This is a genomic window from Pedococcus bigeumensis, assembly GCF_039531795.1.
Lineage (GTDB): Bacteria > Actinomycetota > Actinomycetes > Actinomycetales > Dermatophilaceae > Pedococcus > Pedococcus bigeumensis.
Genome location: NZ_BAAAQS010000001.1, coordinates 788,591 through 810,966, shown reverse-complemented (window position 1 = coordinate 810,966; position 22,376 = coordinate 788,591). Strand labels below are relative to the sequence as shown.

The following is a 22,376-nucleotide window of genomic DNA, read 5'->3' as shown; positions in this document are numbered from 1 at the left end:
CGCTCGCCGCCACCCACGACGGCCCGGTCAGGTCACCCAGCGGTACTCGACCTCGGGGCGGCCGGCCCCGGCATACCGCCGCGAGCGCACGGCGAGCCGGTTGTCCGAGAGGTACTCGGCATACCGTCGCGCCGTCACGCGGCTCACGCCGAGCGCCTCGCCCAGCTCGGTCGCGGACAGGCCGACGCCGGCGTCACGCAGCGTCCGGGTGACCTTCGCGAGCAGGTCCTCCCCCATCCCCTTGGGCAGGGCGGCGGGGGTGCTCGTCCGCACCCCTGCCACGAGGCGGTCGACCTCGGCCTGGGTGGACAGCTCCTGGGTGGCGCCGAGCTGGGCCCGGTAGGCGCGGTAGGCCTCCAGACGGTCGCGCAGGGTGGCGAAGACGAACGGCTTGAGCAGGTACTGCACGACGCCGAGCGACACGGCCGCGCGCACGACGTCGAGGTCTCGGGCGGAGGTGACGGCAATGACGTCGGCGCGGTGCCCACCGGCCCGCATGGCGCGGATGACGTCGAGCCCGTGCCGGTCGGGCAAGTTCATGTCGAGCAGCACGACGTCGACCTCGGTGGACTGCAGCGCCCGCAGGGCCTCGTGGCTCGTGGCGGCGGTCGCCGCGACGGCGAAGCCGGGCACCCGCTCGACGTATGCCGCGTGGGCCTCCAGCGCCACCGGCTCGTCCTCGACGACCAGGACCCGGTACGTGGTCGGGTGCGCGGCCGGAGCCCCGGGGTCGTTGTCAGGGCCGGTGTCAGGCATGCGTCCTCGACTCGACCGGCAACCGCACGGTGAACCGGGCGCCCGGCGGCCCGGAGACCTCCATCTGCCCACCGAGCCGGGCGACCGACTGTGCGACCAGCGCCAGACCGATGCCCCGACGGCCGGCACTGCCCTGCTCCTTGGTGGAGAACCCCCGGCGGAAGGCCTGGTCGACCGCGTCCGGAGGCAGGCCCGGGCCGGAGTCACCCACGCTGAGGACCAGGTGGTCGCCCTCGAGACGGGAGGAGACCTCGACCCACCGTTCCCCTGAGACCGGGGTCACCGCGTCGAAGGCGTTGTCGATCAGGTTGCCGACGATCGTCACGACGTCGCGCACCGGCGTGGTGTCCCGTGGCCAGGTGGCGTCCTCGGCGATCCGGAGGTCGATGCCGCGCTCGGCCGCCTGCGCGGCCTTGCCCAGCAGCAGGGCGGTCAGGGCAGGCTCGCCGACCGAGCCGACCACGCTGTCGGTGAGCCGCTGCGAGACCTCGAGCTCGTCGGTGGCGAAGGCCAGCGCCCGCTCGGGGTGGCCCAGCTCGATGAGGGACACGATGGCGTGCAGGCGGTTCGACGACTCGTGGGCCTGCGACCGCAGCGCCTCGGTCAGACCGCGGGCCGAGTCGAGCTCACCCGTGAGGTGCTCGAGATCGGTGCGGTCGCGCACCGTCGCGACGAACCCCAGGGGTCGCCCGTCCCACTGCGCCCTGGCCTTGTTGAGCACCAGCACCCGGGCCGAGGTCACGTGCAGCTCGTCCTCCCTGGGTGACCCGTCCGTGAGGGCCGCCACCAGCGGTGCCGACAGCCCGAGCTCGGCCACGGGGCGGCCCCTCGCGTCGTCGGGCAGGCCGAGCAGGCGGACCGCCTCGTCGTTCGCGAGCCGCAGTCGACCGTCGAGGTCGGTCAGCAGCAGCCCCTCGGTCACCGCGTGCAGCACCGCGTCGTAGTACTCGACCATCTCGCGCAGCTGGCGTTCGCCCAGCCCATGGGTCTGGCGGCGGATCCGGCGGCTGACCAGGGCCGTCCCGAGCCCCGACAACAGGGCGGCTGCGAGCCCGGCGAGCAGTAGCGCCGGCAGCTGGCTCCTGAGGCGCTCGCTCACCGCGGACTTCCGGATCCCGACGGCGACCAGCCCCACGACCGAGTGCGACTCGTCGGTGACCGGGACGACGACCCGTCGCGAGGCACCGAGGGTGCCGGTGTAGTCCTCGACCACCGTGCCGCCGGCCTGCGCTGCGGCGATGTGCCCGAGGAACTGCCCACCGATCTGGGCCGGGTCGGGGTGGGTGTACCGGATGCCCGTGGGGCTCATGACGACCACGAAGTCGGTGCGGGTCTCGCGGCGGACGTCCTCCGCGAACTCCTGGAGGGCGGGTCCGGGAGCGCCACTACGCACACCGGCCACCACCGAAGGCGTGCTCGCGACCGTCTCGGCGACCGCCGTGGCCCGGGCCGTCGCCTCCTGCGTGCCGGCTCGCTGCGCCTGCGCGTACGCGGCCGCGGTCCCCACCCCGACCACGAGAAGGGCGACCAGCACCTGCAGCGCGAAGGTCTGCGCTGCCACGCTCCACCGCGCCGGTGCGGTGAGCCACCGAGGTGCGCTCACCGGCATACCGGGGCAAACTGCACGCCGGCCCCCCGCGCGAGGTCCGACCGCGCGCAGAACTCAATGAACACAAGCGTGACCCTAGTCACTCCCGGGCCCACCCTCGTCCTTGTTCACCCGTCCAGGGCCTTCGCCCCGGACCCGATCCCCTGGAGAGCACCGTGAGCACCAGCGCCGACAGCGTCGTCGACCGTCCCGCACCGAAGCGGGACCGCACCCACTACCTCTACATCGCGGTGATCGTGGCGATGGTCCTCGGCATCATCGTCGGGTTCGCCTTCCCCGACTTCGGCATCAAGCTGAAGTGGCTGGGCACCGGCTTCGTCAACCTCATCAAGATGATGATCACGCCGATCATCTTCTGCACGATCGTGCTGGGCATCGGGTCGGTCCGGAAGGCCACCCAGGTCGGCAAGGTCGGTGGCCTCGCGCTCGGCTACTTCCTCACCATGTCGACCTTCGCCCTCGCGATCGGCCTCCTGGTGGGCAACCTCGTCAAGCCCGGCGCGGGCCTGCACCTCACCAAGGAGCTCGCGGCCACCGGCCAGAAGCAGGTCGGCGAGGGTCACACCAGCACCGTCGACTTCATCCTCGGGCTGATCCCGGACACCCTCGTCTCGGCGCTCACCTCCGGCTCGGTCCTCCAGGCGCTCCTCGTAGCCCTCCTGGTCGGCTTCGCCCTCCAGAAGCTGGGCCGCGCCGGCGAGCCGATCCTGGTGGGGATCAAGCACTTCGAGCGGCTCGTGTTCCGCCTGATGGCGATGATCATGTACGTCGCGCCGATCGGGGCCTTCGGAGCCATGGCCGCCGTCGTCGGCGCCACCGGGCTGGACGCCCTGAAGAGCCTGGCCCAGGTGATGATCGCGTTCTACATCACGTGCGCGCTCTTCGTGTTCGTCGTCCTCGGCACCATCCTCAAGCTGTTCACCGGGGTCAACGTCTTCTCGTTGCTCAGGTACCTCGGGCGGGAGTTCCTGCTCATCCTGTCGACCTCGTCGTCGGAGTCCGCGCTGCCCCGCCTCATCGCCAAGATGGAGCACGCCGGGGTGTCGCGACCGGTGGTCGGCATCACGGTCCCGACCGGCTACTCGTTCAACCTCGACGGCACGGCCATCTACCTGACCATGGCGTCGCTGTTCATCGCCGACGCCATGGACAAGCCGTTCTCGATCGGGCAGCAGATCTCCTTGCTGGTGTTCATGATCATCGCCTCGAAGGGTGCGGCCGGCGTGACCGGCGCCGGGCTCGCGACCCTGGCGGGTGGGCTCCAGTCGCACCGTCCCGACCTGGTCGACGGCGTCGGGTTCATCGTCGGCATCGACCGGATGATGAGCGAGGCCCGCGCGCTGACGAACTTCGCCGGCAACTCGGTCGCCACCGTCCTGATCGGGCACTGGGTGGGCGAGCTCGACCGGCCACGGCTCGACGCGGTGCTCGCGGGAGACCTGCCGTTCGACGAGGCGACCATGATCGACGAGGATCGCCAACCCGACCACGTCGGCGACCCCGAGCCGGTCACGCAAGGACACTGAGAACGCTCGGTCGGTGCCGTCCCCCCACGAGGACAGCACGACCGAGAGATCCTGACGGCCCCGTCCACGGCGGGGCCGTCAGGCCGTCAGGCCGTCAGGCCATCAGGCCGTCAGGCCGTCAGGCCGTCAGGTCGTCAGGTCGGCTGACCGACGGGTTCGACGGGTTCGACCGTGACCGGGATGCCGTTGAGGACCGCTGTGCCCGTGAGGGCGTCGAGGAACAGGTCGTCGGCCAGGACGTTGGTGTTGACGCCTGCGTGCGCCGCCGCGACCTGGGTGCGCGCGCCCGGTGTGGAGTGGCCCCAGCCGTGCGGGATGCTCACGACGCCGCGGCGCACCGTGTCGGTCACCTCGACCGGGACGGTCACCGAGCCGGCGCGGGACCGCACCACCGCCGCTCCCCCGTCGCGCAGCCCGAGTCGGTTGGCGTCGTCGGGGTGGACGTGCACGGTGCAGGTGTTCGACCCGCGGACCAGCGGCGCGAGGTTGTGCATCCAGGAGTTGTTCGAGCCCAGCTGACGGCGCCCGACGAGGACCAGCTCGTCCGGCCCGGCAAGTGGTCGACCGAGGGCCGCCACGAGTCGGGGCACGTCGCGGGTGATGGGCTCCGGCGTCAGCTCGATGCGGCCGCTGGCGGTGCGCAGCAGCTCGGGCAGGCGCGGGGTGAGGGGTCCGAGGTCCAGCCCGTGCGGAGCGGCCTCGAGGTCGGCCAGGGTGAGGTCGTGGGGGCCACCGCGAAGCATGAGGTCGAGCAGCCGCGCGGGTCCGCGCCGCTCCCCTGCGACCGTCACGTCCAGGCCGTACCTCGCGGCGGTCTGGCTGGCCATCAGGTCGTCGAGGGCACCCACGTCAGCCGCCGGTCCCTGACCCGCTGCGATGGCGGCGAGCCGGAGCAGGGTCTGCCACTCCTGCGGCTGGTCGGTCTCCAGGGCGGCCGGGCTCCAGTTCGCCATGTTGCGCACGGACAGCTGGGTGAAGGTGACGTCGTAGTGGTCTCGCTCCAGTGGCGTCGGCCCCGGCAGGATGACGTCGGCGTGCTGGCTGGTCTCGTTGAGGTAGACGTCGAGCGACACCATGAGGTCGAGGGTCTGGACCGCCTCCCGGAGCCGGTCGGCGTTGGGGGTGCTCAGGCACGGGTTGCCACCGACGACCACCAGCGCACGCACCTGGCCGGGTCCCGGGGTCAGGATCTCGTCGGCCAGGGTGGCGACCGGCAGCTCGCCCATGACCTCCGGGAGCCCGCGCACCCGGCTGTGCCAACGCCCGTGCCGCCACACCTTGCTCGGCGAGCTTCCTTGCTTCGCAATGCTGTTCGCCTGTCCGGCGGCGGCGAGCGGGAACATCGCCCCACCAGGACGGTCCAGGTTGCCGGTGATGACGTTGAGGACGTCGACCAACCAGCTGGCGAGGGTGCCGAAGTCCTGGGTGGTCGTGCCGATCCGCCCGTAGACGGCAGCGCTCTCGGCAGCAGCGAGCTCGCGCGCCATCCGCTCGATCTCGCTCGCCGCGATCCCGGTCTGCGGTGACACCGCCTCGGGGGTGAACGGCGCGGCCAGCTCGGCCAGGCCGTCGAAACCGTCGACGTGGTCGGCGAGGCGGCCGAGGCCGGCGAGGCCGTCGCGGAGGAGCACGTGCACGATCGCGAAGAGCAGCAGCGCGTCGGTGCCGGGCCGGATGGCGTGGTGGTCGTCGGCCACGTCTGCCGTGCGGGTCCGGCGCGGGTCGACCACGACGACCTTGCCACCTCTCTGGCGGATCGCCTTCAGACGACCCCGCGCGTCAGGCACCGTCATCAGGGATCCGTTGGACACCAACGGGTTGGCGCCCAAGAGCAGCAGGTGGTGGGTGCGGTCGAGGTCCGGCACGGGGATGCTCAGCGGGTCGCCGAACAGGTAGCCGGACGAGTAGTGCTTGGGCAGCTGGTCGACACTCCCGGCGGTGTAGATGTTCGGCGTCCCCACCGCCTTGTAGAACGCCCGGCCGTAGAGGGTGACGCCGAGGTTGTGGGACGACGGGTTGCCGAGGTAGAACGCGACGGCCTGCGGGCCGTGCTCGGCGACCAGGGGCACCAGCCGGCGGTCGACCTCCGCGAAGGCCTCGTCCCAGGTGGCCTCGTGCCACTGGCCGTCGCGCTTCACCAAGGGCGTTCGCAGCCGGTCTGGGTCCTCGTGGAGTGCCTTGAGGGAGGCACCCTTTGGGCAGATGAACCCGTGCGAGAACGCGTCGTCCTCGTCGCCGCGCACCGAGGTGACCGTCTCCCCGTCCAGGCTCACGGCCAGGCCGCAGGTGGCCTCGCACAGCGGACAGGTCAGGTATGCCGTGGTCATGGCGAGTGCGTGCTCGCCCTGGGGGCGAGGTCGTGGGCCTCGAGCCAGGGAACGACCGTGGCACGCACCTGGTCCGGGACCTCGAGCTGCGGGGTGTGGCCGACCTCGGGCAGGAAGTGCGTCTCCCAGCGGGGGTTCCGAGCCGAGACCGCACGGGCCGCGGCGACCGGGACCAGCCGGTCCAGCTCACCGTGCACCAGGAGCACCGGACGGTCGATGCCGGACATCAGCGAGTGGTAGCGGCGCGGGTTGGCGAGCACCTTCATCAAGGACCGCGCGGCGCCGAGGAAGGCGGCCTCCTGTCCCGGGACGCCTCTTCGGTGCGCGGCCAGCACGACCCCCGCGTCGACCACGTCGGGGTCGGCACGACCGGGGTCGGCGAAGCAGAGGTTCACCACGCCCTGCACCCGTTGCCGGTCCGTCATCCGCTTGGTCATCTGGGCGAGGTAGCGCTCCCCCACGAACGGTGTCGCGTAGACGAGGAACGTCGCGCTGACCGCGAGGTCGGGCCGCTGTCGTGGGATCGGGATGGACGGGTCGATGAGCACGAGCCCGGCCACCAGCTCGGGGTGCGCTGCTGCCAGGAGCATCGAGACCATCCCGCCCATCGAGTTGCCGACCAGCACCACGGGCGACCCCACGACCTCCCTGACGAACCGGGCGAGGAGCTGGGCGTTGGCCTGCACGGTCGCGGTCCCCGCGGTGCCGGGGGTCAGCCCGAAACCGGCTTGGTCCACGGCATACACGTGGTGTCGGCGCGAGAGCTCCGGTGCGAGGCCGACCCAGTTGAGGTGCGAGCCGCCGAGGCCGTGCACCATCACCACCGGCACGCCCGCAGCGCCGTCGTCCGGGTCCGGTCCGCCGTAGTCGACCCAGTGCACCGGCCCGTCGAGGTCGCTGACCCAGCCGGTGCCGCCCCAGGGCGCGGCGAGCTGGAGTGGTGCTGGTCGAGCGTCGTGCACTGCGGTCACTGTCCACCGATCTTCCGGGTCGTCGACGTCCGTCTCGCGCCCTTCCCGGAGACGTGGAAACACGGCAAGGTGTGCCACGGCCGACAGTAGGACGCGCCCGCAACCCGGACAAGACCGGGCCACCGTGGGTGCGCGACGGAAGGTGGGACGAGTGACCGAGGTGACCCGGCTGCATACCGAGCGGTTGGTCCTGCGCGAGTGGCGCGAGGAGGACCGTGAGCCCTTCGCGGCGCTCAACGACGACCCGGCCGTGATGGAGCACTTCCCGTTGCACCTGACGCGCGAGGCCAGCGACGCGATGGTCGACCGCATCACGACCTTCCTCGCCGAGCGCGGCTGGGGGCTCTGGGCGGTCGAGGTCGCCGAGACCGGCTCGTTCATCGGGTTCACCGGCCTCTCGATCCCGCGGTTCGACGCACCCTTCATGCCGTGTGTCGAGGTGGGCTGGCGACTGGCGCGCTCCGCCTGGGGCCACGGCTACGCGACCGAGGCGGCCCGGGCCAGCGTGGCCCACGGCTTCGGGCCGCTCGCACTCCACGAGGTCGTCGCGATGGTGGTGCCTGCGAACGAGCGGTCGCAGGGCGTCATGCGCAAGCTCGGGATGACGCGGGACGAGAGCGCCGACTTCGACCACCCCCTGGTCCCGGAGGGGAGCCCGGTCAGGCGGCACCGGCTCTACCGGCTGCAGCGCGAGCAGTGGGAGCCACCGGCATCCCGATGACTCCCTGCCCCGCCAACGGGCCCGGTCAGGTCGCGTACTCCCACGTGGTGGGAGCCGCGGGCTTGCCGCTCGTCAGGTTGTGTCCACCCTTGTCCCGCGAGTCGACGTGCACCACGCGCTTGTTGCTCGACCGGAAACCGAGGCCCGCAAAGAGGGCGAAGCCCTGTTTCTCACGCAACGACGCGAGACCCTCGATGTCCGACGCGGTGCCGTACATGTGCTGGCTCGACTTCGCCCCGCCCACTTCGGCGTTGTGCCGCGGGCACCGGCAGCCCGAGACGATCCGGACCGGTGCGTCGATCTTGGATCGGTAGGCCTCGAGTCGGCGGACATGGTCGCGCAGCACCCAGATCCGCTTGCACTCCGGAAAGCGTGCTCCGTCGTTGCAGCGGAACTCGATGAACGAGAAGTGCGGGCTCATCGTCGACTGCCCCTTGCGCTTGCGGGCGAAGGAGAGCCGCAACGCATCCGAGGTCTTCTGACCGACCACGCCATCCACCTTGAGAGCCTGGCCAAGGTTCCACCCGGTCTGGAAGCCCCGGACTGCGGTGATGTAGTCGCGCTTGGCGTTGTCGAAGCCGATCGCGAGCAGCATGGGCGTCGCCTGGGCCCTGGTGAGCACGGCAGCCATCACGAACCTCCGCCCTGGTCGGGTCGCGGGTCGACGAACTCGTCGAGACCGACGAAACCCAGCTCCTCCGGGCCGAACCCGGACATGTCGAGGTTGTCGGTGTCGACGTCGGCGGCGAGCGCGTCGAGCTCGGCCTCGGCCGCGTCGGGCACGTCGTCCGCTCCGGCGGCCGCCTCTGCGGCGGCCTGCTCCTCGGGCGTGGCGACCAGGACCTCGTCGAGGACGTTGTCCGGTGGGTCCTCGCCGTTGTCCGGGTGGTCGTCGGCCAGGTCGGCGCCGGTGACGAAACCGTCCTCGTCGTCTGTCGTGATCACCGGCAGCTGCCGGGAGTCGGTGACGGGGTCCGGTGGACCGACCGTGAACTTCTCGAGTTGTGTCACTGAGTCCTCCCCTGAGTGAGAAGGGTCTCCCTGCGCGGCCCGAGCTGACCTGTCCACGCTACTCGTGCACGGCGAGCGCAAACTCCCGCAAACGCATGAGATGACTTGAATCGGTGGCGCGACGGATCAGTCCTTCGCGGTCCGTGCCCTGGCGTGCACGCGCTCACCCTGCGGACCGAACAGGCTCAGCACCTCTGCTGCGCCACTGCCGTCGCTGCCGAACCAGTGCGGCACCCGCGTGTCGAACTCCGCGGCCTCGCCCGCTCCCAGGACCAGGTCGTGGTCGCCGAGGACGAGCCGCATCCGACCGGACAGCACGAACAGCCACTCGTACCCCTCGTGCGCCTTCGGCTTGGGGATGCTGTTGCTCGCAGGAACGATGATCTTCCACGCCTGGACCCCACCCGGCTGCCGGGTCAACGGCAGCACCGTGCGGCCGTTCCGGGTGCTCGCCTTGAGCCGCACCCTGGGGTCACCGACCTCCGGGGCGCCCACGAGGTCGTCCAGGGGCACCCGGTAGGCCTGGGCCAGCGGGAGCAGCAGCTCCAGGCTCGCGCGACGCTGTCCGGTCTCCAGTCGCGACAGCGTGCTCTTGGAGATGCCCGTGGTCTCGGCCAGCGCACTGAGGGTCACGCCACGTCGAGCGCGCAGCTGCTTGAGCCTCGGGCCCACCTGGTCGAGAGCCTTCGCGATGGTGGTGGCGGTGTCGTCCATCCCGACATTCTGACCCATTCCTTCCCAGAAACAGCAACGCATGTTGCCAGCGCCACCGACCCAGGATCATCCTCGGCTCATGAACACCTCTGACGTCCTCATCGTCGGCGGCGGGGCCGCCGGCCTCTCGGCCGCCCTCGTCCTGAGCCGCGCCCGCCGCACGGTCGTCGTCGTCGACTCCGGCGAGCCCCGCAACGCGCCCGCCGCGCACATGCAGGGGTTCCTCTCCCGCGACGGGATGCCACCCTCGGACCTGCTGGACGCCGGTCGGGCGGAGGTCACGGGCTACGGCGGCACGATGGTCTCCGGGACCGTGACGGAGCTCGTGCACTGCGGCCCGACGGGCTTCCAGGCCCTGCTCGACGACGGGCAGCGGGTCAAGGCCCGCAAGGTCCTGGTCACGACAGGCCTGCACGACGAGCTGCCTGCTGTCCCAGGGCTGGCCGAGCGGTGGGCCAAGGATGTCCTGCACTGCCCCTACTGCCACGGCTGGGAGGTGCGCGACCAGCAGCTCGGCGTGCTGTGGCACGGCCCCGAAAGCGTCCGCTACGCCCAGGTCGTCAGGCAGTGGACCCACGACCTCGTCCTCTTCGCCCCGAGCGACTCGCTCACGCCGGCCGAACGCACGCAGCTCGTCGCCCGCGCGATCGGCATCGTCGAGGGCGACCTGGCGCGGGTCGTCGTGCAGGACGACCGGGTGACCGCGATCGAGATGGCGGACGGCCGCATCATCCCGAGGCAAGCCGTCTTCGTCCCGCCGCGGTTCGTCCCCAACCACACCCTGCTCACCGGTGTCGGCTGCGAGCTGGACGAGCAGGGCTGGGTGGTGACCGGAGCCAACGGCACCACCAGCGTCCCGGGCCTCTGGGTCGCGGGCAACGTCGCCAACCCCCGTGCGCAGGTCATCACGGCGGCGGGCGAAGGGTCAGCGGCCGCCATCGCCATCAACGCCGCACTCGTCGCCGACGACGTGCGCGCGGCAGTCAGCTACTTCAACCAAGGCTTCCCCGCCTGAGGCTCGCCGCCGCGAGCACCGCGCCCACACGGCATACCCATCCGCACGACACGAGGAGCTCCACCATGTCCGCACCCGGAACCGTCCCCCACCCCGCCGCCTCACCGAACCCCACCGCCCCGCCTCGGCTCGGGCCGCCGAGCAAGCACCTGCTGGCACTGATGATCTGGCTCTGCGTCTTCCCCACCCTGACCGTCATCAACCTGGCGCTGGGCGACTGGCTGCGCCCGATGGACCCGGTGCTGCGCACCTTCGTCCTGGCCACCATCGCCGTGCCGATCGTCATCTACGGGTTGATGCCCCAGCTGCACAGGCTGCGCGCCCGCGTGGCGACTCGTTCAGCCACCGACTAGGAACGGCCACAGCCGGCAGGTTCGGCCGAGTTCGGCCGAACCTCCCGTCGTCGGTCCCGGCGGCCAGGCTCAGTGGTGCATGTGCATTCCGGCGCCGCCCTCGACCCGTCCGGCAGGCATGCGCAGGAAGGCGAACACGGCGAGCACCACGGCGATGCCGGCGGCAGCAAGGAACCCACGGGGGAAACCGTTCACGACCCCGGTCGCGCTGGCCAGGCTGCCGGCACTGTTGGCAACCGCGGACAGGACGGCGACGCCGAGGGCGGCACCCACCTCGTGTCCGGTCATGAGGAACCCCGATGCCATGCCGGCGTGCTGGTGAGGGACCCCGGCCATCGCGGTGATGGACACGGGGGCGAAGACCATGCCGACCCCGAGGCCGATGGTGACCAGTCCGGGCAGGATGCCGGTGGCGAACGTCGAGCCGGCCGAAGCCTGGGCGAGCAGGACCGCTCCCGCGGCCACGACGACCAGCCCGATCGCGGCGACGACCCGCGGCGCCCCGTGAGCCAGGGCGTGCCTGGCCACGCCGGTGCCGAGGGTGATCGCCAGCGCGAACGGGACGAAGGCGACGCCCGCGCGGATGGCGGAGTACCCCATGACGGTCTGGACGAAGATGGACGTCAGGAACACCGCGCCGACGAGCAGGCCGGTGACGCCGAGCATGACCGTCGTGCCGGACACGAGGGACTTGACCTTCCACGTGTGCGGCGGGACCAGTGGGTTCGCAGCCTTGCCCTCGCGCACACCGAACGCCACCGCGAGCGCCGCTGACGTGGCGAAGGCGACGAGCACGCGAGCCGAGAGCCACCCGTGCTGCTCGGTGGCACCGAGGCCGTAGACGAGGGCGGCGAGGCTGGTGATCACGGTGGCGGCGCCGGCGACGTCGAACTGGGCCAGCGTGGTCCGCGTCGTGGCAGCGGCCGGGATGACCTTGAGGCCGGCCAGCAGCGCGACCGCGCCGACGGGGGCGTTGATCCAGAAGATGGTCTGCCAGCCGGCCCACGTGGTGAGCGCGCCGCCCAGCAGGACTCCGGCGGCGACCCCGAGCGACCCGACCGCACCCCAGAGCGTGAGCCCGAGGCGGCGCTGCCGGCCGGAGTAGGTGGTCATGATGATGGACAGTGCCGCCGGGGTCATCAGGGCTGCCGAGAGCCCCTGGCCCGCGCGGGCCACGATGAGCTCGCCCGCGCTGCCGGCGAACCCGCTGACGACGGACGCGAGGGTGAACACGGCCAGGCCGGTCAGGAACACCCACTTGCGCGACAGCAGGTCGGCGATCCGGCCACCGAACAGCAGGCCACCGCCAGACATCATCAGGTAGGCGGTGACGACCCACTGCATGGCGGACCCGTCCAGCTGCAGGTCGCGTCCGATGGAGGGAAGCGCGGTGTTGACGACCGAGATGTCGAGGACGACGAGCACCTGGGCCGCGAGCGCCAGGGCCAGGACGACCCACGACTTCGGGGGCCCGTCTGCGGTGTCGCCGTGGTGGACGGACTCGGCCGGATGGCCGTGGTGGTCGGCGGCAGCCGCATGGCCGTGGTGGACGGACTCGGCCGGATGGCCGTGGTGGACGGACTCGGCGGCGGGCTTGGTGTGCATGGTGACTCCTGGGTGGTCTCGGTCCTGCGCGACTGGGGCTTCGCACCACCTGGACGGGCCGGGTGGTGGTGGTGAACCCACCGTCGTCGGATCCCCGAGCGCTCGCGCCGGTCAAATGGCCGGGTCGCAGCAGGAGGCGCTCAGCCGCCTGCCGGGTCGAGCAGTGGGCTCAGCTGGACGGTGACCAGCGCGCGGGCCGCCTGGGTGGCCCCCGCCCTCAGCGCCTCGTCCGTGTCCGCCCCGTCGAGGTGGGCGACCATGAAGCCGGCCATGAACCCGTCGCCGGCGCCGTTGAAGTCGACGATGGTCTCGACCGGTGCGGCGGGCACCCGGTGCGTGCGCCGCTCGGCGTCCACGGCGATGGCCCCCTGGGCACCCAAGGTGCACACGGCGACCTGCGCCCCGCGGTCGACGCAGTCGCGGAGGAAGTCCTCGGGGGCAGGGAGCCGGTCGGCGTTCATGAACACGAACGACGCCGCGTCGAGGAACGGTCGGTGGAACGCGCTGTGACCGTCGTAGTCGTGCAGGTCGGTCCAGATGGGGACGGCCACTGGGCCGATCGCGCCGAGGACCGCCCTCGAGGTCTCGGACAGGTCCAGCACCAGGGCGCGTGCCCCAGCACACGCGTGGTCCAGACGGTCCGTGACGCCGGGTGCGTGGACGTCGGGCGCGCGCGGCACCTCCAGGTAGATGGACACCCGGCCGCCAGCCGGGTCCATGAGGTGCCGTTCGCTGGGTCCTTCGACCCGCGTGGCGACGTACGTGATGTCCGCTCGGCGCAGCGCCGCCTCGATCGACGCGGCCGCAGCATCGGTTCCGAGGACGGTGTGCAGCTCGACGTCAGCCCCGCGGTCGCGAAGGTGCGCCGCCTTGCCGGCCGAGGTGCCGCCCACGACTTCGTGGTGGGCGGAGGCGAACTGCATGTGCGGACTCGGGTCAGGGAGCTCGTCGAGGAGGACGAGCTGGTTCCACGACGCGGGGCCGTGTACGACGACGTCTGCCATCTGCTGTCTCCTCGACCGTGTGCGTTGCCCTGTGCCAGTGATGGTCTCCTGCGGCCCCAGCCGGCGCCAACGCAGGGGGCCTTCGTAGGCGGACGCGCCTCGGCGTCTCGCTCCGGCAGATTCGCGGTCGCGCGGGGCGGTGAGGGAGAGTGGGGCGTATGCCGAACCGTCTGGCCGAGTCGGCCTCCCCCTATCTGTTGCAGCACAAGGACAACCCCGTCGACTGGCAGGAGTGGGGGCCGGAGGCGTTCGCCGAGGCGCGGGAGCGTGACGTGCCCGTCCTGCTGAGCGTCGGGTATGCCGCGTGCCACTGGTGCCACGTGATGGCGCACGAGTCGTTCGAGGACGAGGACGTGGCACGGGCGCTCAACGCGGACTTCGTGGCGGTCAAGGTGGACCGCGAGGAACGGCCCGACATCGACGCGGTCTACATGGCCGCGACGACCGCGTTGACCGGCCACGGCGGCTGGCCGATGACCTGCCTCCTGACGCCGGACGGCGACCCGTTCTTCGCTGGCACCTACTTCCCCAAGGGGCAGTTCCTCCAGCTGCTCGAGGGGGCGAAGGACGCCTGGACCACCCAGCGCAGCCGCGTCCTCGACAGCGGCGCCCACATCGCCGCTCGGCTGCGCGAGCTGTCGGCACCTGTCACCGGCCACCCTCTCGACGCGGCCGCCCTCGAGGCCGCCGTGGCCCAGCTGCGCACCCAGTTCGACCACGGCGCGGCGGGGTTCGGCGGGGCGCCGAAGTTCCCGCCGTCGATGGTGCTCGAGTTCCTGCTCCGGCACCACGCCCGCACCGGGTCGGCCGACGCACTCGCGATGGCCGCCAGCACCTGCGCGGCGATGGCGCGGGGTGGCATCTACGACCAGCTCGCCGGTGGCTTCGCCCGCTACTCCGTGGACGCCCGCTGGGTCGTCCCCCACTTCGAGAAGATGCTCTACGACAACGCCCAGCTGCTGCGGGTGTACACCCACCTGCACCGCACTACCGGCGACGCTCTGGCCAGACGGGTCGCTCTCGAGACCGCGGAGTTCCTGCTGCGCGACCTCCGCACCCCGGAGGGTGGCTTCGCCTCGGCCCTCGACGCGGACACGGACGGGGTCGAGGGACTGACCTACGCGTGGACCCCGGCCCAGCTCGTCGAGGTGCTCGGCGAGGACGAGGGCCGCAGGGCCGCGACACTCCTCTCGGTGACCGACCAGGGCACCTTCGAGCACGGGTCGTCCACCCTCCAGCTGCTCACCGACCCCGACGACGAGGGCTGGTGGGCGGCCACGCGCGAGAGGCTTCTCCGCGCACGGCTGCTGCGCCCCCAGCCCGGCTGCGACGACAAGGTCGTCACCTCCTGGAACGGTCTGGCCATCGCGGCGCTGGCCGACGCCGGCACCCTCCTCGAGCGCCCCGACCTGGTCGAGGCCGCGACCCGGTGTGCCGGTTTCGTCGTCGACACCCACGTGGTCGACGGCCGGCTGCGGCGCACCTCGCGCGCCGGCTCGGTCGGGACCGCGAGCGCGGTGGCCGACGACTACGGCAACCTGGCGGAGGGGCTCCTCGCGCTCCACCAGGCCACCGGCGACGCCCGCTGGCTCGCCACCGCCGGGGACCTGCTCGCCACCGCGGTCGACCGCTTCGGCGCGGACGATGGCGGCTTCCACGACACCAGCGACGACGCCGAGGCACTCTTCACCCGACCTCGGAGCGCCGCCGACAACGCCGAGCCGTCGGGTCAGTCGGCGCTGGCCGGCGCGCTGCTCACCTGCTCCGCCCTCACCGGTGACCCCGCGATGCGCGAGCGGGCCGAGAGGGCGCTCGCCGCGTCGGGTCAGCTCGCCGCGCGCGACCCGCGGTTCGGCGGCTGGGCACTGGCGGTGGCCGAAGCCGCCGAGGCTGGCCCGCTCCAGGTCGCGCTGGTCGGGACCGGCCCCGAGGCGGACGCGCTGGTGACGGCTGCCCGGCGCTCGACCTCCCCCGGTCTGGTCCTGGTCCACGGCGAACCCGACACCACAGGCATCCCCCTGCTGGCCCAGCGGCCCCTGGTCGACGGCCGCGCGGCGGCATACGTGTGTCGAGGGTTCGTCTGCGACGCACCGGTGACGGACGTGCCCTCGCTCACCGCCGCGCTGAGCCGCTGACGAGCCCGGCGATGCGGGCGCGGTCCCACTCAGGACCGATGCCGGGTCGGTCCAGGAGGTAGTCGGCGAGGTCGTCGTCGGACAGGTCGTGCGTCTCCCGAAGGCCCGCCACCAGCTTCGCAAGATAGGCCGACGTCGGTGAGTTGCGTTGCAGGACAGCCGGATCCGGTGCGGTGAAGGTCAGGACCGGCAGCCCCTCGAGCTCTCCCACGAGGTGGAGAGCCTCGTAGTGGCCGGGCCCGAGGTCGTGTCGCGAGTGGGCCAGGACGTGGCTGAGGTCGAGGTCCTCCCCCGGCACCTCGCGCCGCTCCTGGGCCGCCACGTCGGCGAACTGCTGCTCGCTGACGAGGTAGGCGCGGGCCAGCGTCGGACCCGTGGTGTCGGCGTCGTAGAACGCGATCCCCCCACCCCAGGTCGGCGACTCCCACGCGAAGAACATCTCGCCGGGCAGCGTGAGCGCGCGGTCGTCCTCGGGCTGCGTGCTGTCGCGCGCGCCGGGATACGTACGGCTCGCGCCCTGGGGTCGGCCACCGTCGAGGTAGTGCCGGAAGCGCTCCCGTGACAGGTTGCTGCCGTAGCTCGCGTACCAGACCTGGGCCACGGCTCCACTCTCGCAGACCCCCGCACCGGCCCGGGAGTCAGAGCACGAGCGAGCGGTATGCCGGGTCGGCAGCCACCAGCGTCGCCGGGCCCGTCGCGGGGTCCACGAAGAGGGCGGTCGCCCACACGTCGGCCCACAGCAGGGTGGGACCCCAGACCGTGGCCGACCCCGCGCGGGCCACCGGCGCGCCGGTGCGGGGGTCGACCACGTGGGCACCGCGGGCCGCGGCACCCGACGTGGCCAGACCGCCGGCCCGCAGGGCGACGGTGGCGGCCACGGACCCGGGGTTGCGCGGGTCCTCGATCCCGACGTTCCAGGTGCTCGGGCCGGTCTCCCGGCCCGACCCGGCCAGCAGGTCGCCACCGGCGTTCACGCACCAGGAGATGCCCGGTACGTGGCGAAGGTGCAGAGCCGCGCGCTCGACCGCCCATCCCTTCACCAGTCCGGTGGGGTCGTGGTGGGCGCCGTCGAAGGAGGCGCTGAACAGGCCACCGGTGCGCTGTTCGGCCTCGACGCAGAGCTGCTCGACCTCGGCCAGCCAGGGGTGCACCTGGGCTGCGGACAGGTCACCGCGACGCAGCCGCATGAGGTCGCTGTCCGGTCGCCAGGTGCTGAACACGGCATCGGCCCGGTGCAGGACGCCCCACACCTGTCCGACCGCGGTCGCGACCTCGGGGCGGTCCACCGCTCCCCGCACGTGGACCGACACGGGCAGGCCCATCACCTGCTCGACGAAGGCCCGGCGCGGGACCGGCGGGGTAGTCGGTTCGGCGGTCGTGCCGGGAGCCGGGCGAGTGGTCACGGTGCTCACAGGTGGGCCTGGTCGATCGCGGACTGCAGCGAGGTGAGGTAGCCCTCGGAGGTCACCGTCGCCCCGGACACCATGTCGATGTTGGCACTCTGCGCGGAGACGACCTCCTGGTTGAGCACCGGGAGCGCGAAGGAGTTGATCTGCTCGTCCTCGCGGTTGCCGTTCGGGTAGACGACGGCCTCGGAGGCGGTGATCTTGCCGCCGGCGACCGTGATCCGCACCTGCACCGGGCCCCACCGGGTCTGCACCGTGTCGCCGTCGTAGGTCTTGCTGGCGGTGCTCCCGCTCGACGTGCCCGAGTCGGCCGTGCCCGAGCTGCTGGAGCCAGAGCTGCTGGAGCCCGAGTCGGTCGTGCCCGAGTCGGTCGTGCCCGAGCTGCTCGTGGCCGAGCCGGTGCCTGCCGCCGCCGGGGCCTGCACCGAGCTGCCGGCGGCCAGCGCCGTGGAGGACCCTCCGGTCGAGGTGTGGTAGCTGAACAGGAGCACGAGGGTGGTCAGGGTGGACAGGGCCCACAGGGTGATGCGTCGCATTGAGGCTCCTAGTACTCGAACCGCTCGAGGTGGATGTGGGTCTCGGGGACGCCGCAGGCGAGGGCCGCCTGTCGGGCGGCCTCCATCCAGCCGGGCGCGCCACAGAGGTAGACGTCCCGCTCGGCGACGTCCGGCACCAGCTGCGCCAGCGCCTCGGCGTCGCCGAGGTGGGCAGCGGTGGCGGGCAGCCAGGTGTCACGACCGGGGACGCGGTGACCCTCGACGGTGACGTACCGCGCGCCCCGGCTGTTGGCGAGGTCGAACAGCTCCTGCCCGAGGACGAGCTGGTCACGGGTGCTGGCGCGCTGGACGACCACCACGTCGCCGGGGTCCTGGTCGAGGTCCTCGAGGAGGGCGCGGATCGGCGTGATCCCGATCCCAGCGCCCATCAGCAGCACCTTCCGCCGGGTGCGGACCCCCGCGTGGAGGCGACCGTAGGGGCCCTCGACGAGCACACGGGTGCCGGGTCGCAGGTCGGCGAGCCGCCGGGTCCCGTCGCCCACGTGGGCCGCGGTCACGCGGAGGTGCTTCCCGTCAGGGGCTGCGGACAGCGAGTAGGGGTTGGCCCGCGTCCAGCCCGGCCCGTCGAGGAACCGCCACTGGAAGAACTGGCCGGCGGCCGGGCGGAGCGCGGCCACCCCGGGTCCGCCGACGACGACCGACGTGAGGCCGGGAGCCTCCTCGTGGACGGCCACGACCCGCAGCGGCGAGCGCAGCGAGCGCACCAGCGGCACCCCGAGGCGGAAGACGAGGACGGAAGCTGCGCACGCGGCATACAGGCTCCACCAGAAGACGGTCGAGGCGGTGGAGGCGAGGAACTCCTTGCCGGTCCACAGCTGGTGCGGCAGGGCGAGCCCTGCACCGAGGTAGCCGTAGAGGTGGATGAGGTGCCACGACTCGTAGCGCAGCCGGCGGCGCGCCCTGCGCACCGAGGTCACCACGACGAGGCACAGGGCCACGGTGCCCGCCACCGCCAGCAGCATGCCCGGGTAGTTGACGACGAAGTCGACGATCGTGCCCCACAGTCCCAGTGGGGACGCCGCGGCATAGCCCAGGGTGATCAGCACGATGTGCGCCCACAGCAGGTTGAACGACGTGAACCCCACCAGGCGGTGGGTGCCGGCGAGCTCGTCCTGGCCCCACGCCTGCTCGAACCACGGGATGCGCGCCATCAGGAACACCTGCACGAGCAGCAGCGCCGAGGCGACCAGGCCGGTGAGCCGGCCGACGGAGGTGAGGGCGCCCGACAGCGAGCCGAGGTCCTGGACCCCGCCGTGGGCGACCCACAGGGCGGTGACCCACAGGAGCACCAGCCAGAACGCCGAGACCGACGCGTCGCGCCACCAGAGCGGGACCCGGCGCGCGCGACGGGTCCGGCGCGGACGCTGCGCGGAGTCGGGCTGGGAGGCGGCGGTCCCCGCAGCCGGGGGCAGGTCGATCGTGGTCACAGGATGACTGTGCGGCCGGAGTCTGGGTGTTTGCTGTGGACCAGCCATGACTGGTCGCTGAACCTCTCGCGATCCCGGGTCAACCGGAAGTAGCGGGCGCCTAGTCCCTTCGGGTCGGGCACCGCACGAGGTACCTGACCTGTGCACTCACCAACGTTACGTTCGGCGCCGGCCGTCCACTTGGACACCTTCGCGCTGAAAGGTACTCGATGTCCCGTTCGCCCCTCCGTTCCCTACCCGGACCGCGACCCGGCGGCTTCGTCCGACGCGCGACGGCCGTCCTGGCCGTCACCGCGACCGCCCTCACAACGACCGTGGCGCTCACGGCGACGGCGGCTTCGGCCTCGGTCGACCCGCTGACCACGACGCTCTTCGAGGAGTCCTTCACGGGCCCGACGACCGGCACCTCTAGCTAGGTCACCCCGGCCGGGCCCACCGGCAACGCCGCCTGCCTTACCGCAGGGACGGACGGGTCGCAGCAGCCCATCCCCGGCTGCGCCGGTTGGTGGATGAACGAGCCGGACCAGGCGGGACAAGGCGTCCTGCGGCTGACGACCCCTGACTACTCGCAGGTCGGTGCGGCCTTCTACGACGCCGCCCTGCCGTCTGCCAAGGGCATCGACGTGACCTTCGACAGCTACCAGTGGTACTACGGCGGCGTCATCCCCGCTGACGGCATCGCGTTCGTCCTCGCGGCCACCGACCCGACCAACCCGTCGGCTCCCTCGGCTGCCGGTGCGCCCGGCGCCGGTCTCGGCTACGCCCCCACGAGCGGCATGCCGGGCGTCCCGAACGGCTACCTGGGCTTCGGTCTCGACGTCGTTGGCAACTTCGCCGCCACGAACTACGGCTATGGCGGCACTTGCCCCTCCACGCCCGCGCAGGGCCAGAGCCTCGTCGTCCGAGGCCCGGGCAACGGCACCAACGGCTACTGCCTCCTGAACGCGACGCCCAGCAACGGTCCCCTCGACCAACCCCAGCAGTTCCAGCGTCCCGCTGCCGTGCCGGTCGAGATCGTCCTCAACCCCGAGGACCACGAGGTCGTCTCCGGCCGCGGGGTGACCGTCCCCGCACGCAGCTGGGCGGCTGCCTGGACGCCGTACGGCGCAGACAAGCAGACCGCTTCCGGGGCCCTGCCCACGGCGGAGGACCTGGTGGCTGCAGGCATCCCTGCCGAGTGGTTCGACCCCACCACGAACCTGCCCTACCAGCTGTCGTTCGGCTGGGCTGGGAGCACCGGCGCCGGGTTCTCCTTCCACGCCGTCAACAACGTGCGCGCCACGACCCTCATCGGGCAGCTGCCCGTCTACCAGCTCGCCGTCGCTGACAGCGTTGCCGGGTCGTTCACCGCCGGTCAGTCGGGCGCCGTCAGTGTGACGCCGGCTCTCGCCGGGACCGGTGGCGACGAGTCGCGGCCCGCGACGGTCACCACCACGCTGCCGGAGGGGCTGGTGCCGACCAACCCGGTCACCGGCGACTACGACTGCACGACGGTCGGACAGGTCGTGTCCTGCACGACCACGAGCCCCACCTCGTATGCCGCGGGCTCGGCACTGCCGACCATCAGCATCCCGGTCGCGGTCGGAGCTGCTCCGCTCGGCGCACGCTCCGTCACCGCCAAGGTGAGCTCGACCGACGGCAACCCGGCAACCGCCAAGCACGATCTTGTCGTCAAGGCAGACCAGGCGATCACCTTCGCCCCGCTGGGCGCTCCCGGGTGGGTCTCGGGTCACCAGCAGCTCCTGGCCACCGGCGGCGGCTCGTCCGCCCCGGTCAGCTTCGCCATCGGCAGCGCGACGACCAACGCGGCGTGCAGCCTCGAGGGCGACGTGCTGGCCTTCGACCACGCCGGCACGTGCGTCGTGACCGCCGACCAGGCGGGCGACGCGGAGCACAACGCCGCACCGCAGGTGACGCAGACCGTGACCGTGCAGCTGAACGCCACCACCACCGCGCTCGCGCTGAGCTCGTCGACCCCGGTCTTCGGTCAACCCGTCTCGGCCACGGCCACGGTCGGTGGGACCGCGTCGGGCACCGTGCAGTTCAGCGTGGACGGTCAGCCGGTCGGGGACGCCGTGGACCTCGCGGCCGACGGCACCGCCACCTCCGGCGCGCTCACCGCCGCCAGTGGGGATGCCATCGCACCCGGCGCGCACTCCGTGACCGCGGTCTTCACACCGACCTCAACTGCCACCCACGCCGCATCGACGAGCCCGCCGCAGGTGGTCACCGTCTCCCAGGCCGCGACGAGGACCACCATCTCGGTCGGCCCGGGCACCCTGACCGCACGGGTGGCGGTGACGGCTCCGGGTGCGGGATCGCCCACCGGCGCCGTCGGCTTCACGGTCGACGGCATCCGTGTCGGCTCGGCCGCCCTGACCGACGGGGTGGCCACGCTGGCCTACTCCACGCCGGCCGACAAGACGAGACAGGTGGCTGCGACGTACGCCGGGTCGACGACCTTCCTGGCCTCGTCCGGATCGACGGCGCGGAGCAACCCGGCCATCACGGCGCGGCTGAGCTCGGCCTCGAGGAAGTCGAAGTACGGCTGGTACCGCTCCCCCGTCACCGTCTCGTTCACCTGCACGCCAGGGAGCGCACCGTTGGTGGGCACCTGCCCGGCAGCAGTGACCCTCTCGGGCAGCGGAGCCGGCCAGGGCATGACCCGGACCGTCACTACCATCGACGGAGGTGTCGCCACCGTCGCCCTCGGTGGCATCAACATCGACAGGGTCGCCCCGCGCGTGCGGATCACCGGCGCGACCCGGGGTGCCCGCTACTTCGCGAGCTCACCGTCCGTGCGGTGCGTCGGTGCGGACAAGCTCTCCGGCGTGGCCTCGTGCTCGGTGCGCAAGCAGCGCTCGGGTGAGGTCGAGACCATCACGGCCACGGCGGTCGACAGGGCCGGCAATGCGGCCACGACGAAGGTCCAGGTGCGGGTCGTCTCGATGATGGTGCAGGGAGCTCCGTACGCCCACGGCGTCTACACGCTCCGCAAGGGTCGGACCTCCACGATCCTGGTGGTCTCGAGGACGCGTCCGCGGTACGTCGACGCGGCGACCTACCCCAAGGCCCCCAAGGGTCTCGACCACTACTTCACCAAGGTCGGCACCAACCGTTGGGCGATCGGCGTGACGATGGATCGCGGCATGCGCACCGGCTACTGGAACCTCGGGGTCAAGATCGGCTCCAGGACCCACTCCATCAAGGCGTACGTCAAGCCCTGACCCGTCGACGCG

20 protein-coding genes are annotated in these 22,376 nt (G+C 72.0%); 7 read left to right on the top strand and 13 right to left on the bottom strand.

All coding sequences use genetic code 11. The features are described from left to right. Window positions 1–27 precede the first annotated feature (27 nt). Window positions 28–756, bottom strand: a complete 729-nt coding sequence (locus ABD262_RS03940) for a response regulator (protein WP_344131468.1) — start codon at window positions 754–756, stop codon at window positions 28–30. After that, on the bottom strand, window positions 749–2,365 hold the full coding sequence (locus ABD262_RS03935; protein WP_344131465.1) for a sensor histidine kinase: 1,617 nt from the start codon (window positions 2,363–2,365) through the stop codon (window positions 749–751). The genes ABD262_RS03940 and ABD262_RS03935 overlap by 8 nt, the downstream gene beginning before the upstream one ends. A gap of 155 nt (window positions 2,366–2,520) precedes the next feature. Between ABD262_RS03935 and ABD262_RS03930 the strand changes: the two genes are divergently transcribed. Further along, complete coding sequence (locus ABD262_RS03930) at window positions 2,521–3,891, top strand: cation:dicarboxylate symporter family transporter (protein WP_344131462.1); 1,371 nt, start codon at window positions 2,521–2,523, stop codon at window positions 3,889–3,891. A 134-nt stretch (window positions 3,892–4,025) separates the two neighbouring features. On the opposite strand, the gene ABD262_RS03925 is transcribed toward ABD262_RS03930, so the two are convergent. Next, window positions 4,026–6,218, bottom strand: coding sequence for a molybdopterin-dependent oxidoreductase (locus ABD262_RS03925; protein ID WP_344131459.1), 2,193 nt, complete (start codon window positions 6,216–6,218; stop codon window positions 4,026–4,028). Then, window positions 6,215–7,180 carry an alpha/beta fold hydrolase gene (locus ABD262_RS03920; RefSeq protein WP_344131456.1) on the bottom strand — a complete coding sequence of 322 codons (966 nt, stop codon included), beginning with the start codon at window positions 7,178–7,180 and terminating at the stop codon, window positions 6,215–6,217. Before ABD262_RS03920 ends, ABD262_RS03925 begins: the two co-directional genes overlap by 4 nt. Window positions 7,181–7,340: 160 nt before the next feature. Between ABD262_RS03920 and ABD262_RS03915 the strand changes: the two genes are divergently transcribed. After that, window positions 7,341–7,910 (top strand): GNAT family N-acetyltransferase, encoded by a 570-nt coding sequence (locus ABD262_RS03915; RefSeq protein ID WP_344131453.1) that lies wholly within the window; start codon window positions 7,341–7,343, stop codon window positions 7,908–7,910. A 25-nt stretch (window positions 7,911–7,935) separates the two neighbouring features. On the opposite strand, the gene ABD262_RS03910 is transcribed toward ABD262_RS03915, so the two are convergent. From ABD262_RS03910 to ABD262_RS03900, 3 genes are all read right to left on the bottom strand, one after another. Beyond that, a complete protein-coding gene (locus tag ABD262_RS03910; RefSeq protein WP_344131450.1) occupies window positions 7,936–8,541 on the bottom strand; it encodes a D-Ala-D-Ala carboxypeptidase family metallohydrolase in 606 nt (201 codons plus the stop codon). Next, window positions 8,541–8,921 carry a hypothetical protein gene (locus ABD262_RS03905; RefSeq protein WP_344131447.1) on the bottom strand — a complete coding sequence of 127 codons (381 nt, stop codon included), beginning with the start codon at window positions 8,919–8,921 and terminating at the stop codon, window positions 8,541–8,543. The genes ABD262_RS03910 and ABD262_RS03905 overlap by 1 nt, the downstream gene beginning before the upstream one ends. A gap of 126 nt (window positions 8,922–9,047) precedes the next feature. After that, entirely contained in the window at window positions 9,048–9,635 is a 588-nt protein-coding gene (locus ABD262_RS03900; protein ID WP_344131444.1) for a helix-turn-helix domain-containing protein, read from the bottom strand. A gap of 79 nt (window positions 9,636–9,714) precedes the next feature. On the opposite strand from ABD262_RS03900, the gene ABD262_RS03895 reads away from it, so the two are divergent. Both ABD262_RS03895 and ABD262_RS03890 read left to right on the top strand, forming a co-directional pair. Further along, window positions 9,715–10,650, top strand: a complete 936-nt coding sequence (locus ABD262_RS03895) for an NAD(P)/FAD-dependent oxidoreductase (RefSeq protein WP_344131441.1) — start codon at window positions 9,715–9,717, stop codon at window positions 10,648–10,650. A 65-nt stretch (window positions 10,651–10,715) separates the two neighbouring features. Then, window positions 10,716–11,003: a putative antibiotic biosynthesis monooxygenase gene (locus ABD262_RS03890; protein ID WP_344131438.1), complete on the top strand. Its 288-nt coding sequence runs from the start codon at window positions 10,716–10,718 to the stop codon at window positions 11,001–11,003. Between the two features lie 69 nt (window positions 11,004–11,072). Here the strand turns inward: ABD262_RS03890 and ABD262_RS03885 are convergent, their stop codons facing one another. Next, window positions 11,073–12,608, bottom strand: coding sequence for an MFS transporter (locus ABD262_RS03885; RefSeq protein WP_344131435.1), 1,536 nt, complete (start codon window positions 12,606–12,608; stop codon window positions 11,073–11,075). A gap of 140 nt (window positions 12,609–12,748) precedes the next feature. Then, window positions 12,749–13,612 (bottom strand): carbohydrate kinase family protein, encoded by an 864-nt coding sequence (locus ABD262_RS03880; RefSeq protein ID WP_344131432.1) that lies wholly within the window; start codon window positions 13,610–13,612, stop codon window positions 12,749–12,751. 158 nt (window positions 13,613–13,770) lie between these two features. Between ABD262_RS03880 and ABD262_RS03875 the strand changes: the two genes are divergently transcribed. Continuing rightward, window positions 13,771–15,747, top strand: a complete 1,977-nt coding sequence (locus tag ABD262_RS03875) for a thioredoxin domain-containing protein (protein WP_344131429.1) — start codon at window positions 13,771–13,773, stop codon at window positions 15,745–15,747. Here ABD262_RS03875 and ABD262_RS03870 read toward each other — a convergent pair. Genes ABD262_RS03870 through ABD262_RS03855 form a run of 4 tightly spaced genes read right to left on the bottom strand, consistent with a single transcriptional unit; the run spans window position 15,725 to window position 19,137 of the window. Next, complete coding sequence (locus ABD262_RS03870; RefSeq protein WP_344131426.1) at window positions 15,725–16,348, bottom strand: histone deacetylase; 624 nt, start codon at window positions 16,346–16,348, stop codon at window positions 15,725–15,727. The genes ABD262_RS03875 and ABD262_RS03870 overlap by 23 nt on opposite strands. A gap of 37 nt (window positions 16,349–16,385) precedes the next feature. Then, window positions 16,386–17,159, bottom strand: a complete 774-nt coding sequence (locus tag ABD262_RS03865; RefSeq protein WP_344131423.1) for an FAD:protein FMN transferase — start codon at window positions 17,157–17,159, stop codon at window positions 16,386–16,388. Further along, entirely contained in the window at window positions 17,156–17,689 is a 534-nt protein-coding gene (locus ABD262_RS03860; RefSeq protein WP_344131420.1) for an FMN-binding protein, read from the bottom strand. Before ABD262_RS03860 ends, ABD262_RS03865 begins: the two co-directional genes overlap by 4 nt. 8 nt (window positions 17,690–17,697) lie before the next feature. After that, window positions 17,698–19,137: a ferredoxin reductase family protein gene (locus tag ABD262_RS03855; protein WP_344131417.1), complete on the bottom strand. Its 1,440-nt coding sequence runs from the start codon at window positions 19,135–19,137 to the stop codon at window positions 17,698–17,700. 209 nt (window positions 19,138–19,346) lie between these two features. On the opposite strand from ABD262_RS03855, the gene ABD262_RS03850 reads away from it, so the two are divergent. Both ABD262_RS03850 and ABD262_RS03845 read left to right on the top strand, forming a co-directional pair. Then, the gene (locus ABD262_RS03850) at window positions 19,347–19,553 is read left to right on the top strand and encodes a hypothetical protein (RefSeq protein WP_344131414.1); all 207 of its coding nucleotides are present in this window, start codon (window positions 19,347–19,349) and stop codon (window positions 19,551–19,553) included. A gap of 93 nt (window positions 19,554–19,646) precedes the next feature. Next, entirely contained in the window at window positions 19,647–22,364 is a 2,718-nt protein-coding gene (locus ABD262_RS03845) for an Ig-like domain repeat protein (RefSeq protein ID WP_344131411.1), read from the top strand. Window positions 22,365–22,376: the final 12 nt, after the last annotated feature.